This is a genomic window from Curtobacterium sp. L6-1, assembly GCF_018885305.1.
GTDB lineage: Bacteria > Actinomycetota > Actinomycetes > Actinomycetales > Microbacteriaceae > Curtobacterium > Curtobacterium aetherium.
Map to the genome: position 1 here is coordinate 1,446,309 of NZ_CP076544.1, position 14,210 is coordinate 1,460,518.

Below are 14,210 nucleotides of genomic sequence, written 5' to 3' on the forward strand. Positions count from 1 at the left end.
CGTCAGTGACCGCTGGTGAGTGCCTCCATCGCGGCGACGACCCGTTCGCAGTTCTTCCCGTCGCGGAACACGAAGGTGTCCCGGACGCGCTCGTCGTAGGGCGCTGTGTTCTCGAACCCACGGGAGGCGTGCGCCTGGAGTGCGCGGACGACGGCGTCCCCGTCGCGCTCGACGGGTCCGAAGCCGTTCCGGGTGAAGTCGAAGTAGCCCTGGCGACCGACGTGCGTGCCGTCGAAGAACGACTCGCGGTCGAACTGGAAGTACACCAACGGGACGTCGATGTACGCCGCGTCGAACGCCAGCGACGAGTAGTCCGTGACGAACGCCGCCGTCCGCGCCAGTACGTCCTGGACGTTGTCCCGGGCGAAGTCGAGGATGCGCACGTGCGCCGGGAGGTCGAACTCCTCCAGGTACACCCGCATGTTCGGGTGGGGCATGAAGGCCAGGGTCTTGCCGTGCTGTGCAGCGAGGTCCTGCAGTTCCCGCGACCCGAGGAGCGCGCGGTACTCCCGGGCGTACTCGCTCGCGCCGAAGTCCTTGATCGGGAGACGCTTGTTCGACCCCTCGACCCGCTCGCCGAGCAGGTTCTGGCGCCACGTCGGCATCACGAGGAGGAGGTCGCGGTCGGCCGGCCGGACCGCGCGTCGTCGACGGAGGAGCGCATCGTGGCGAGGAAGGCCGGTCAGTGCCACTTCGTGTGACGAGAACGAGTACGGACCGTGGCCGGCGATCGCCTGGTGCTCGGCAGGGGTCGTCGTGACGAAGACGTCGATCTTCTTCCAGCTCAACCACCGCGACAGGTCGTTGTGGATCACGCCGTGCTGCAGGAACGTGTACCGGAACCGGGAACGACCGTAGCGGCGCTGGTTCAACGGCTGCGTCACGTAGGCATCCGCGTGCGACGACGCCAGGTGGTCGGCGTGCAGCATGAGCAGCTTCCACTGCCAGCTCCCGTGCGCCACCAGGCGGAAGCCGTCCGCCTGCAGCCGCGCCCAGTCCGCCGAGTCCTCGCGCAGCACGAACCACGCGTTGATGTCCGGGCGGTTGTCACGGACCCAGCGGTAGAGGTGCTCGGCGTTGTCGTTGGCGTCGGTGTCCCGGTCCATGAAGACCCACGCGTGCTGGTAGCGGTTCCGCACGCGCGAGGTCTTCAGCGAGAACTCGAGGACCTCGTCGCTCAAGTTCGTCTTGCTGAAGTTGCGCCGCGTCTTGCGCCACGACTGGCGCAGTCGCCGGACACCGTGTCGCAGCGCGTCGACGTCGTCGGGCGCGAAGCGGTCTCGGACCTGCTTCCGGATGCCCATGATCGCCGGGTTGATCTGGCGGTTCGTCAGCCCTTCGGGCCCGGCCATCACCTCGCCGCGGGTGACCTGCATGAGGACGCCGTCGAGGCGCACCTTCGTCCGGAGGCCGCGTTCGAACCAGAGGTGCCGCTCGCGGATCAGGGTGCGCCCGTAGAAGGTGTAGTCGCGCACGGTCTCGTGCACGGGCTCGACGGTCTCCCCGTCGACCTCGAACGACTCGTCGGGGAGTTCGCCGGAGAACCAGTAGGAGACCTTGACCTGCTGGCGACCCTCGTCCACGTCCGACAACCGCACGTAGTCCTGCCGGATCGGTTCGCCCGAGTACCCCTGCAGGAGTGCCTGCCGAACCGCGAACTCGACGTGCATCAGGTCGAAGCTCCGGACCGCCTCGTCGGCGACGAGGGCGCGGATTTCACGGACGAGCTCGTGGAAGCGCGGCAGGACGTCCACCGGCGCAGCCGCGGAGAGCGACTGCACGGCGAGCTGTTCCTTGAAGTACCAGAACAGGTCGTAGAGCACGGTGTTCTCGACCCACCGCGGGACGGTCTCGTACTCGGCGGTCGCGAGACGGAGGACGTCGAGGTAGCCGTGCTCGAGCACGGCGGTGTACTTCTCGCGCATCCGGAAGCTCTTCTCGAGCAGCGACGAGCCGTCGCCCCGGGTCCGGTACAGGTACTTCGCCGAGGCCATCAGGCCGGTCCGCTCGCTCCTGGTGAGGAGCATGTACCGGGCGATGAAGTGCCCGTCCTCGAAGTTGGGGCGGACACGGTCGTCGAACCGCAGGCCGTGCTCGCGGATCAGCGAGTTCCGCATGAAGGACGAGTTGACACTCAGCTGGATGATCGGGTCGGCGTGGAGGTTGACGATCCGCGACCCCTTGCCGAATTTGCGTCGCTGGGGATGGTTGTCCCGGATCTCGCCCGACTCCAGCAACCGCATCTGGTGCGCGGCGAGCAGGTTGACCGGCTCCGGACGCGCGCTGTCGCCGTAGAGGGCGATGAACTTGAAGACCTCGACGAAGTACTGCGGGTCGAGCACATCGTCGGGGTCGGTGAACGTGACCCACTCACCGGTGGCGTGCTCGAGTCCGGCGTTCCGGGCCTCGGCCACCCAGCGGTTCTCCTGGGCGAGGACGCGGACGTGGTGCTCGCGGCCGACGGCCCAGTCCTGCAGGATCTGCAGGCCACCGTCGGTCGATCCGTCGTCGACGAAGACCAGCTGCACCTTCTCGATGCCCACGGCTTGCTCGGCGAGGGACCGCAGGAACGCGGGGAGGTACCGTGCGACGTTGTAGGTCGCGATGACGGCGCTGACCTGGAAGGGCCATGCTGCCTGTCGATCGTCCGTCGCCCCTCGTGCCTCGAGCTCCATGCCGTCGTCCCCGTTCCCCGTCGTGTCCACCGTCAGACGGTCTTGTTGTACGCGGCCACGACGTCGTCCGTCTTGCCGATCATCTGGAGCTCACCCTGGTTCAGCCAGGCGACCTCGTCGCACATGTCCTTCACGGTGCCCATCGAGTGCGAGACGAGGATGACCGTGCGGCCCTCCTCCTTCATCTCCTTGAACTTCGTGCGGCAGCGCTTCTGGAACGTCGCGTCACCCACGGCCAGGACCTCGTCCACGACCAGGATGTCCGGCGTCACCGCGACCGCGACGGAGAACCCGAGCCGGACGTACATGCCCGACGAGTAGTTCTTCACGGGCTGGTCGATGAAGTGACCGACACCGGAGAACGACACGATCTCGTCGAACTTGCGCGCGACCTCCTTCCGGCTCATCCCGAGGATGGAGCCGTTGAGGAACACGTTCTCGCGGCCGGAGAGTTCGGGGTGGAACCCGGAGCCGACCTCGAGCAGGGACGCCTGCTTGCCGCGGGCGGTGATGGTGCCCTCCTCCGGCCAGAGGATCTTCGCGAGGCACTTCAGCAGGGTGGACTTGCCCGACCCGTTCTTGCCGATGAGCCCGAAGGTCTTCCCCTGCGGCACCTCGAACGAGACGTCCTTGAGGGCCCAGAAGTCCTCGTGCACGGACTTCTTGCCGCGCATGACCATGCTCTTCAGGGAGTCGTTGCGCTCGTGGTACATGCGGAAGCGCTTGGAGACGTTCTCGACGGTGACGGCGGCATCGTTCACAGCAGTTCGGCCAGCTTCTTCTCGTTGCGGGAGAACACGACGTAGCCGATCGCGAGCGAGACGCACCCGGCGAGTGCGCACGCGACCAGGTCGCTCCATTCCGGCAGTCGGTTGTCGTACATGAGGTTGCGGAAGACCTCGGAGAACCGCTCGATCGGGTTGAGCTTGTAGACCGTGACGATCCAGGGGTGCCCGGCCTTCTGGGCGGCGTTCTCGACGAGGGAGATCGGGTAGATGATCGGCGACAGGTACATCCACATCTGCAGGCCGATGCCCACGAGGTGCTGCATGTCGCGGAAGTGCACGTTGACGATGGAGAGCATCAGGCCGATGCCGGCGGCGAACATCGCGAGGAACACCATCGTCAGTGCGATGACCGGCAGGTACAGGAACCACTTCGACCCGAAGATCGCCAGCGCGATGAGCAGCACCCCCATCTCGACGAGCCAGGTGAACCCGAAGGACCCGACCGCCGCGAGCGGCAGCGTCATCCGCGGGAAGTAGACCTTCTTGATGAGCGACCCGTTGGACACGATCGAGGTCATGCCGGCGTTGATGACGTTGCGCGCGAAGATCCACGGCAGCAGTCCGCACATGAGCCAGAGCGGGTAGATCTCGAGCCCGCTGGGGTCGCCCACCTCGAGCCGTGCCCGGAAGATGAACGAGTAGACGATCGTGTAGATCAGCATCGTCGCGAGCGGGTTGATCAGCGACCACAGCTGTCCGAAGACCGTGCGACGGTACTTGCCCTTCACCTCGCGTGCCGTGAGGTTCGCCAGCAGCTCTCGCGACGACAAGAGGTCGTTGAAGTACGACATGCTTCGGGTGCAGGCTCCTCCGGGGCGCAGCGGAGCGCTCCTGGTGCAGGGTTCGGGGACGAGTCATTGTCGCACAAGGTCGGTGGCCGACCGCATCGCGCCGGGCGGTCAACGCCTGGGGGACGACGAGGTGGTGAATCCCTGAAGAACCGTCGCTGAATCCAGTAGTGTCGACAGGTGCTCGTCAGCTTCGCGAACCACTCCACAGCGCCCGTGAACCTCGGCGGCGCGGAGCGGTCCCTCCTCCGGTTCGTCGAAGACTGGGCGGCCGCCGACCCGGACCTCTCCCCCCACTTCGTCACGAAGGCGCCGCGGGGCAAGTTCATCGAGGCGCTCGACGAGCGCGGCTGGCAGTACGACGCCTTCCGGTTCCGTGGATGGGCGCTCCCGAGCCCGCAGCCGGCCCCCGCCGCCGAGCGCGCCGCGTTCGCGACCGTCGACTACGCCGCGGTGAACGCGATCATCCGCCTCTACGAGCGCCGACGTCCCGACCTCGTGGTGACGAACACCCTGGTGGCCCCGTGGGCGTCGTACGCGGCGGCCGTGCTCGGCATCCCGCAGGCGTGGTTCGTCCGCGAGTACGGCGACCTCGACCACGGTCTCCACTTCCAGCACGGCCGCGCCGGGACCCTCGGCGACATCGGCCTGCTCGCCGGGGCCGTCGTGACGAACTCGGGCGCGATGCGGGACCACCTCGCGCAGTACATGCCCGCCGAGAAGATCTCGGTCGCGTACCCGTCGGTCGACGTGGACCGCCTCCGCGCGACCCGCGCCGAGGCGCCGACCGTCCGGCCGTTCCCGCAGACGGAGCCCGGCCTCCGCGTCACGGTCGTCGGACGCGTCGAGGAGTCGAAGGGCCAGCACCGCGTCGTCGACGCCCTCGGCCTCCTCCGTGACCGCGGGGTCACCGCGAGCGTCTGCTTCGTCGGCAGCTGGAAGCAGCCCGGCGAGGACCAGCGCCTCCTCGACCGTGCCCGCGCGCTGGGCGTCGCCGAGCACGTCGTCTTCGCGGGCGAGCAGACCACCCCGGCCCCGTACGTCGAGGCCGCCGACGTCTGCGTCACGCCGTCCACGATCGAGGCCTTCGGCCGCACCACGGCCGAGTACATGGCCCTCGGCAAGCCGGTCGTCGCCACACGCGAGGGCGGCAGCGCCGAACTCGTCGAGCCCGGCGTCACGGGCGCGCTCGTCGCCGCAGCCGACACCTCGGCACTCGCGGACACCCTCGCGGCGTACGCGGCGGACCCCGGCTCGGTCGGGAGGCACGGTGCGGCCGCGCCGGACCGGCTCGCGTCCGTCACGGGCGCCGGCCACGACAACGCCGCCGCGATCGCGCGCTTCACCGCGCTCGTCGGCACCGAGGGCTACCGCCTCCCCCAGGCGGCCCGCTACTGGTTCGAGCTGCCGGGCGCGTACGCCTCGCTCGGTGCGACGAGCGCACGAGCCGCCGTGGGCCTCCTGACCGCCCGGGTGCGGAGCCGTTCCGGCGCCGTCGGGCGGCTGCTGGCCCGACCCGGCGCCCTCGTCCGTAAGGTGACCCGCCGATGAGCGCCGACCGACGCGCGGTCACGATCGTCGTGCCCGTCTACGACGACCTGCCGGGCCTGGAACGCTGCATCGGAGCACTCCTCGAGACCGTCGACTTCGCCCGCGACCGCGTGCTGCTCGCCAACGACGTCGGACCGAACGTCGACACCGTCGAGGCACGGATCCTCGAGCTCGTCGGCGACCACGACGGCTTCGAGTACGTCCGGAACGCGGAGAACCTCGGCTTCGTCGGGAACTGCAACCGTGCCGTCCTCGAGCTCGACCACACCGGCAACGACGTGCTGCTGCTGAACAGCGACACCGTCCCGATGCCGGGCTTCCTCGACGAGATGACCGCGGTCCTCGGCTCCGAGGACACGATCGGAGTGGTCTGCGCCCGCAGTGACAACGCGACGATCGCCTCGTACCCGTTCGCGCGGCGCAACCCGCGCGCCACGGTCGCACCGCGACGGACCCGCGAGCTGCACGGACGGACGAAGTACCTGCTCCCCCGGTACACCGTCTCCCCCGTGGCGATGGGGTTCTGCTTCCTCATCCGCCGCGAGATGGTCGACCGCTTCGGGCTGTTCGACGAGGTCTTCTCCCCCGGCTACGGCGAGGAGAACGACTTCTGCCTGCGCATCAACGAGCACGGCTTCACCGCGGTCCTCGCTAACCGCGCACTCGTCCTGCACACCGGCTCGACGAGCTTCAGCGGTGACCGCGGCCCGTCGCTCCGGCTCGCGCACGAGCGCATCCTGCTCGAGCGCTACCCGTTCTACGGCGGCGCGCTCGCGCTCTTCCTCGCCCGCTACCGGGACGCAGTCGACGTCTTCGCCGACGCCTTCCTGCCCGACGACGACGTCGTCCGCGTGGCACTGCACCTGCCGGCGGAGGTGACCGACGAGGTCGTCGCGCGCGTCCGCAGCACCCTCGCCGCCGCGCCGGACGACGTCGTCGTCACCGTCATCGTCGCGAAGTCGCAGATCCGTGCGGCACGCCAGGCGTTCCCCGGCGCCGGCATCGCGGTCGGCGGGCGGGCGCGGCAGATCTTCGACGTCGCCGTCGCCCTCGGCGCGTTGACGACCTTCGCGCAGCTCTCCGCGCTCAACGCGAACGCTCCCCGCTGGGTCCTCGTCGACCCGGTGTCGCACGACGTCCGCTGGTCGCAGGCGGTTGTCAACCACCGCGCGTCGGCGATCGACCGCATCCTCCGCCGGTTCGAGAACCAGAGCACGTCGTGGCACGGCGGGGACGACCTCGTCCGGCTCGTCCGCACGACCGCGGGGACCGAGATCGACCCCGCGGCGCTCCGAGCCCGCTGGCACTCGGTGTCGGACATCGCCGAGGCGACCGGTCTCCTCGTGCACCGCGCGACGGTGTCGGTCCGCCGGCTCACGGCGCTGACCTTCGGGGCGCGCAACCCCCGCATCGCCGCGCGGCTCCGCGCGGTCATCGGCCGTGGCGCGTGACGCCGGCCGACGCGTGGCACTGACGACGTCACGTCCCGTGCGGGTGGCGACGTCACGTCCCGTGCGGGCGACGGCGCTCGTGCTGCTCGCGGTCTGGGCGCTCTACCAGTGCGGCTGGAACCTGCTCGGGCACAACGTCCACGGTGACGAGTCGATCTACGTCCGGGCCGGCTGGGCGTACCTGCACGGCGACTTCTCGGCGAACCGCGAGCACCCGCCGACGGCGAAGTACCTGTTCGGCCTGGCGCAGCTCGTGACCGGGCAGGGGGTGCTCGGCCCCCGGCTGCTCGTCGGCGCGCTCGTGCTGGCCGTGGGCGTCACGTTCTTCTGGTGGCTGCGCCGCGAGGTCGGCTTCTGGACCGGTCTGCTGGCCGCCGCGACGTGGCTCCTCACCCCGCGTGGCTTCCTCGGCACCCGGGTCGACCGGTACGCGCTGCTCGACCCGGTGATGATCGCGTTCGCGGTCCTCGCCCTCGCGGTCGCGTGGGCGTGGATCCGGACGGACCGGTGGTGGCTCGCGCCGCTCTCCGGTGTCCTCCTCGCGATGTCGGTGACGTCGAAGGTGTCCACGATCGTCCTGCTCCCGGCCTTCGTCCTGCTGCCCCTGCTCCACCGCCGACCGCGTCGCCTGCTCACTGGCGGCGTGGGTTGGCTGGTCGCGTTCGTCGTGACCGCGGTCGCCCTCTACGCGCCGATGGGGATCCGCTCCGCGATCACGTACATGGTGCGGTTCCAGGACGGCCAGAACGAACACGGGCACCCGATCAGCATCGCAGGACAGATCCACACCTTCGCGCCGTGGTGGGCGAACGCCTGGTTCCTGTGGACCGGCGTCGGCGCCGTCACCACCGTCGTCCTGGTCGTCGGGCTCGTGGCGGCCCTCGCGATCCGCCCCGACCGCCTGGTCGCCTACCTCGGCACCGCCCTCGCGCTGCTCGTCGTCTTCTACACGGTCGTCGCGCACATCGCCCTCGCCAACTACTACGCCGCCTGGATGCCGCTGCTGGTCGCCCTGTCGTCGATCGGTATCGGTCGACTGGCCACCGTGGTGCCGCGACCCGTCGGCCTGGTGGCGGCGGGTCTCCTCGTGCTCGCGCTCGTCGTGCCTGCCGTGGGTGAGAGCGTGACGGTCGCCCGGACGCACCCGAGCGGCATCGCGCTCGTGGACCGGTGGCTCGACGAGCACGGCCGCGCCTCCGGTGGCGTCCTGTTCGCCGCGGCGACCCCGACGCTGACGGACCCGTACTTCGCCGGGCGCGGGTCGATGGAACCCGACGACGGCCCGTTCGTCGCCGTCGTGGTCGGGAACGACCGCCGCTTCCCGCCGAGCGCCGCGGTGCGCTCCTTCCTCGAGGCGCAGGCCGACCGGCTGGACCGCACCGAGGTGGACGGGTTCGCCGTCTGGACGCCGCGGTCCGGCGTCGTCGAGGAGGCCGGGGACGAGCTGACGGTCCGGGGCTGAGCCGTCGCGGCATCCCGCTGCCGGACGCACACGCGCCTCCCTGCCGGCGAACCTGCGCGCCTGCGCGACTGCGCGACTGCGCGACTGCGCGCCTCCGCGCCTCCGCGCCGGTGGCGCCGGTGGCGCTCGATCAGGCGACCGCGTCGACCACCGGGCGGTGTCGGACCACCGCGGCGCCGTCCCAGGCACCGAGCAGGTGCAGCGTCGCCACACGGAACGCGAGCGCCCGCACCAGGAACTGCCGCCACTCCGGGATCCCCGCACCGAGTGCTGCGAGCCGGTCGGTCGGGACGCCGTGCCAGCACACCGCGTCGACCGCAGCGATCGCCAGTCCGGTCCCGGCCGGACGCCAGGTGGGCGGCCAGTCGATGATCGTCGGCGGCTGCCCCTCGGTGAACAGCACGTTGCCGAGCAGGTCGCCGTGGACCAGCTGCGGCGACGAACGGACCGGCCGGAACGCCGCACCGAGGCGCTGGAGCGTCGGGTCGTGGAGCATCGGCGCCTCGCCCCAGGCGATCCGGTCCGCGCGGCGCCAGGCGTCGTTCGGCGCGACGGTCTCGTCGCCCTCGTCGAGGAACGCGGGGCGGTCGAGGTGGGCGACCGCGCGGTGGAAGGCCGCACCCGCGCGGAGGACGTCCTCGACCCGGTGCTCGTCCGCGGCGCCGGGCACCCACTCCCACGCTTCCCAGGATCCGACCCGCCATCCCCCGTGGCGGGCGGCGACCGGGCGCGGGGTGCGGAACTCCGCGGTGTGTGGGAGCGTCGCGAGCACGGCGCTCCGCCAGTCGGTCACAACCCGCCCGTCGTGGGGCCGGAGCACGAGGTCGCCGGCGCGCCACGTCAGCCCGCGGCCACCCGCGAGCGGCCGGGGCCGCGCCTCCCCACCGCCGAAGGCCCGGAGGACCTCGACAGCGGGGGCGGCAGCGTCCGTGTCGTGCACGTGCCTACACGAGGCAGCGCGGCCCGAGCAGGCTCTTCAGCTCGCCGAACAGGTCGGGCGTCAGCGCCACCGGGAACGGCAGCTCGAACGTCCGTGCCACATCGTCCTTGAGGAGCTTCAACCGCACCTCGGTGTCGCCCTGGTGCCGTCCGAGCACGGCCGCGAGCTCCGTCACGGTCTGCGTGGTCGCCTGGCGCTCGGGCAGTGACAACGTCAGTGGCCCGGACCCCATCGCGTCGCCGACGTTCGGCTGGAACATGCTGACCGCGTGCAGCGCCTTGCCGTCGTCGCGCACGTTGACCCGGCCGCGCAGGACCACGATCGAGTCCGGCACGAGCGACGGGCCGAACTCCTGGTACGTCTTGCCCAGGAACATGACGCCGATCTGGCCGCCGAAGTCCTCGATGTCGACGATGCCGTACGGGTTGCCGCTCGTCTTCGCCACGCGGTGCTGCACGCTGGTGAGCAGGCCGGCGACCGTGACGGTCTCGCCCTCGACCGAGTCGTCCGCGACGAGCAGGTCCGCGATGGTGATCGACTGGTGCTTCGCGAGCTCGATCTCGAGCCCGGCGAGCGGGTGGTCGGAGACGTAGAGCCCGAGCATGTCCCGCTCGAACGCGAGCTTGTCGCGCTTGGACCACTCCGGACGCTCCGGCACCTGCGACACCGTCAGCGACGCCGGGTGCTCCTCGGCGACCTCGGCGAAGAGCGAGTCGAAGTCGAACCCGACGTTGCCGTGGGCCTCGTCGCGCTTCACCTTGACCGCCGCCTCGACGGCACCCTCGTGGATCTCGACCAGGGCACGGCGGCTGTCGCCGAACTCGTCGAACGCGCCCGCCTTGATGAGCGACTCGACGGTCCGCTTGTTCGCCGACGAGATCGGGATCTTGCGCAGGAAGTCGTGGAACGACTCGAACGCGCCCTTCTCGGTGCGGGCCTGGACGATGTCGTCGACGACGTTGAAGCCGACGTTGCGGATCGCGCCCATGCCGAAGCGGATGTCGTCGCCGACGGCCGCGAAGAAGCCGATCGATTCGTTGACGTCCGGCGGCATGACCTTGATGCCCATCCGGCGGCACTCGTTGAGGTACAGCGCGAGCTTGTCGCGGGCGTCCCCGACGCTGGTGAGCAGCGCGGCCATGTACTCGGCCGGGTAGTGCGCCTTGAGGTACGCGGTCCAGAACGACACCACGCCGTACGCGGCCGAGTGCGCCTTGTTGAACGCGTAGTCGGAGAACGGCAGCAGGATGTCCCACAGCGTCTTGATCGCCGCTTCGCCGTAGCCGTTGTCGACCATGCCCTGGTGGAAGCCGGCGTACTGCTTGTCCAGCTCGGACTTCTTCTTCTTGCCCATCGCGCGGCGGAGGATGTCCGCCTGGCCGAGCGAGAAGCCGGCGACCTTCTGCGCGATCGCCATCACCTGCTCCTGGTAGATGATCAGGCCGTACGTGCCGCCGAGGATCTCCGCCAGGGGCTCTTCGAGCTCCGGGTGGATCGGCGTGATCGCCTGCTCGCCGTTCTTGCGGAGCGCGTAGTTCGTGTGCGAGTTCGCACCCATGGGCCCCGGTCGGTACAGGGCGATCAGGGCGGAGATGTCCTCGAAGTTGTCCGGCTTCATCAGGCGGAGCAGGCCACGCATCGGCCCGCCGTCGAGCTGGAACACACCGAGGGTGTCACCGCGCTGCAGGAGCGCGTACGCCTCGGGGTCCTCGAGGCCCATCGTCTCGAGGTCGAGGTCGATGCCGCGGTTGGTCTTGATGTTGTCGAGGGCGTCGCTGATGATCGTGAGGTTGCGGAGCCCCAGGAAGTCCATCTTGATCAAACCGAGCGACTCCGCTGCCGGGTAGTCGAACTGCGTGACGATCTGGCCGTCCTGCTCCCGCTTCATGATCGGGATGATGTCGATCAGCGGGTCGCTCGACATGATGACGCCGGCCGCGTGCACGCCCCACTGGCGCTTCAGCCCTTCGAGGCCGAGTGCGGTGTCGAAGACGGTCTTCGCCTCGGGGTCGGTCTCGACGACCGTCCGGACGTCGACGGCTTCCTTGTAGCGCGGGTGGTCCTTGTCGAAGATCCCGGTGAGCGGGATGTCCTTGCCCATGACGGGCGGCGGCATCGCCTTCGTGAGCTTCTCGCCCATGCCGAAGGGGAACCCGAGGACGCGTGAGGAGTCCTTGAGTGCCTGCTTCGCCTTGATCGTGCCGTAGGTGACGATCTGCGCCACGCGCTCCGACCCGTACTTCTCGGTGACGTACTTGATCGCCTCACCGCGGCGCCGGTCGTCGAAGTCGACGTCGAAGTCGGGCATCGAGACGCGGTCCGGGTTGAGGAAGCGCTCGAAGATCAGGCCGTGCCGGATCGGGTCGAGGTCGGTGATGCGCATGGCGTACGCGACCATCGAACCCGCACCGGAGCCACGACCCGGACCGACCCGGATGCCGTTGTTCTTCGACCAGTTGATGAAGTCGGCGACGACGAGGAAGTACCCCGGGAAGCCCATCTGGTTGATGATGCCGACCTCGTAGTCGGCGCGCTCCTGGACGTCCTGCGGGATGCCGCCGGGGTACCGGTACTCCAGGCCCTTCGCGACCTCCTTCTCGAACCACGAGTGCTCGGTCTCCCCGTCGGGCACGGGGAACTTCGGCATGTAGTTCGCCGCGGTGTCGAACTCGACGTTGCAGCGCTCGGCGATGAGCAGCGTGTTGTCGCAGGCCTCGAGGTTGTCGCGGAAGACGTGGCGCATCTGCGCGGGGGTCTTCAGGTAGAACTCGTCGGCGTCGAACTTGAACCGGTTCGGGTCGTTCAGCGTGGACCCGGACTGCACGCAGAGCAGGGCCGCGTGCGAGGTGGCGTCGTGCGCGTGCGTGTAGTGCAGGTCGTTCGTGCCGACCAGCGGGATGTCGAGGTCCTTCGCCAGGCGGATGAGGTCGCTCATGATGCGCCGCTCGATCTCGAGCCCGTGGTCCATGACCTCGGCGAAGTAGTTCTCCTTGCCGAAGATGTCGCGGTAGTCGGCGGCGGCCTTGAGCGCCTCGTCGTACTGGCCGAGCCGCAGTCGGGTCTGGACCTCGCCCGACGGGCACCCGGTCGTGGCGATGATGCCCTCGTGGTGCTCCTGCAGGAGCTCGATGTCCATGCGCGGCTTGAAGTAGTAGCCCTCGAGCGAGGCCTTCGACGACAGCCGGAACAGGTTGTGCATGCCGGTGGTGTTCTCGGCGAACATCGTCATGTGCGTGTACGACCCGGCACCGGAGACGTCGTCACCGCCGCCGTCGCCCCAGCGGACACGGGTCTTGTCGGTGCGGTGCGTCCGCGGCGTGATGTACGCCTCGGTCCCGATGATCGGCTTGACGCCGCCGGCCTTCGCGGCCTTCCAGAACTCGAACGCCCCGAACATGTTGCCGTGGTCGGTCACCGCCACGGCCGGCATGCCCTGCGCGGCGGTCTCCGCCACGAGGTCGGAGAGCCTGGCGGCACCGTCGAGCATCGAGTACTCGCTGTGCACGTGCAGGTGGACGAAGGAGTCGGAATCCGACACGGAACCTCCGGTTCGTACGGTCTGCTGTGGGGTGGGGACAGCCTAACCGCGACCGGTGACCATCCCGAGCGTGTCGTCGGGACGACGGACGTCAGGCGGCGCGGATGCGGTCGAGCGCGCGCTGCAGGTCGTCCGGGTAGGACGCCTGGAACTCGACCCAGTCTCCCGTGCGCGGGTGCGCGAAGCCGAGGCGCACGGCGTCGAGCCACTGCCGGGTCAGGCCGAGCTCCTCGGCGAGCACCGGGTCCGCGCCGTACGTCGTGTCGCCGACCAGGGGGTGTCGCGTCGCCGCCATGTGCACGCGGATCTGGTGGGTGCGCCCGGTCTCCAGGTGCACCTCGAGCAGCGTCGCGGCGCGGAAGGCTTCGAGCGTCGCGTAGTGGGTCACGCTGGGCTTGCCGTCGGCCGTGACCGCGAACTTCCAGTCACTGGACGGGTGCCGTCCGATGGGCGCGTCGATCGTCCCCGTGGTCGGGTCCGGGTGCCCCTGCGCGAGCGCGTGGTAGACCTTCTCGACCGTGCGCTCCTTGAACGCCCGCTTGAGGTGCGTGTACGCCAGCTCGGTCTTCGCGACGACCATGAGCCCCGAGGTCCCGACGTCGAGTCGGTGCACGATCCCGGCGCGTTCGGCGGCGCCGGACGTGGCGATCGTGAAACCGGCCGCCGCGAGCCCACCGGGCACGGTCGGACCGTCCCACCCTGGCGACGGGTGCGCCGCGACCCCGACGGGCTTGTCGACGACGACGATGTCCTCGTCGTCGTGCACGACGGTCATGCCCGGCACGACGGCCGGCACGATGCGCGGTGGCTCCTTCGGGCTCCACTCGACCTCGAGCCAGGTGTCCGCGTGCAGGCGGTCCGACTTGTCGACCACGACGCCGTCGACCCGGACGCCGCCGGCGGCGACGACGTCGGCAGCGAAGGACCGGCTGAAGCCGAGGAGCTTCGCGATGGCGGTGTCGGCGCGCTCACCGGCGAGCCCGTCGGGGACGGGGAGGCTGCGGGACTCGGTCATGC

At 69.7% G+C, this 14,210-nt stretch carries 9 protein-coding genes; 3 read left to right on the forward strand and 6 right to left on the reverse strand.

The window, feature by feature from the left end; translation table 11 throughout:
* Positions 1–2: 2 nt before the first annotated feature.
* The 3 genes from KM842_RS06660 to KM842_RS06670 are packed head-to-tail and all read right to left on the reverse strand — an operon-like array spanning position 3 to position 4,254.
* Positions 3–2,705, reverse strand: a complete 2,703-nt coding sequence (locus tag KM842_RS06660) for a bifunctional glycosyltransferase/CDP-glycerol:glycerophosphate glycerophosphotransferase (protein ID WP_216261676.1) — start codon at positions 2,703–2,705, stop codon at positions 3–5.
* A gap of 2 nt (positions 2,706–2,707) precedes the next feature.
* Positions 2,708–3,436, reverse strand: coding sequence for an ABC transporter ATP-binding protein (locus KM842_RS06665; protein ID WP_253206282.1), 729 nt, complete (start codon positions 3,434–3,436; stop codon positions 2,708–2,710).
* On the reverse strand, positions 3,433–4,254 hold the full coding sequence (locus KM842_RS06670; RefSeq protein ID WP_216261678.1) for an ABC transporter permease: 822 nt from the start codon (positions 4,252–4,254) through the stop codon (positions 3,433–3,435). The genes KM842_RS06665 and KM842_RS06670 overlap by 4 nt, the downstream gene beginning before the upstream one ends.
* A 177-nt stretch (positions 4,255–4,431) precedes the next feature.
* Between KM842_RS06670 and KM842_RS06675 the strand changes: the two genes are divergently transcribed.
* From KM842_RS06675 to KM842_RS06685, 3 genes are read left to right on the forward strand one after another with little or no spacing between them, the layout of a single operon-like run.
* On the forward strand, positions 4,432–5,802 hold the full coding sequence (locus KM842_RS06675) for a glycosyltransferase family 4 protein (protein WP_216261679.1): 1,371 nt from the start codon (positions 4,432–4,434) through the stop codon (positions 5,800–5,802).
* Positions 5,799–7,253, forward strand: a complete 1,455-nt coding sequence (locus tag KM842_RS06680; protein ID WP_216261680.1) for a glycosyltransferase family 2 protein — start codon at positions 5,799–5,801, stop codon at positions 7,251–7,253. Before KM842_RS06675 ends, KM842_RS06680 begins: the two co-directional genes overlap by 4 nt.
* Positions 7,254–7,296: 43 nt before the next feature.
* Positions 7,297–8,715 (forward strand): ArnT family glycosyltransferase, encoded by a 1,419-nt coding sequence (locus KM842_RS06685; RefSeq protein ID WP_216261681.1) that lies wholly within the window; start codon positions 7,297–7,299, stop codon positions 8,713–8,715.
* A 130-nt stretch (positions 8,716–8,845) separates the two neighbouring features.
* Here KM842_RS06685 and KM842_RS06690 read toward each other — a convergent pair whose 3' ends face one another.
* The 3 genes from KM842_RS06690 to KM842_RS06700 all read right to left on the reverse strand — a co-directional run bounded on the left by KM842_RS06690 (position 8,846) and on the right by KM842_RS06700 (position 14,208).
* Positions 8,846–9,655 (reverse strand): hypothetical protein, encoded by an 810-nt coding sequence (locus KM842_RS06690; protein WP_216261682.1) that lies wholly within the window; start codon positions 9,653–9,655, stop codon positions 8,846–8,848.
* Between the two features lie 4 nt (positions 9,656–9,659).
* Complete coding sequence (gene dnaE, locus KM842_RS06695; RefSeq protein WP_253206352.1) at positions 9,660–13,142, reverse strand: DNA polymerase III subunit alpha; 3,483 nt, start codon at positions 13,140–13,142, stop codon at positions 9,660–9,662.
* A gap of 142 nt (positions 13,143–13,284) precedes the next feature.
* Positions 13,285–14,208, reverse strand: coding sequence for an RluA family pseudouridine synthase (locus KM842_RS06700; protein ID WP_216261684.1), 924 nt, complete (start codon positions 14,206–14,208; stop codon positions 13,285–13,287).
* Positions 14,209–14,210 lie beyond the last annotated feature (2 nt).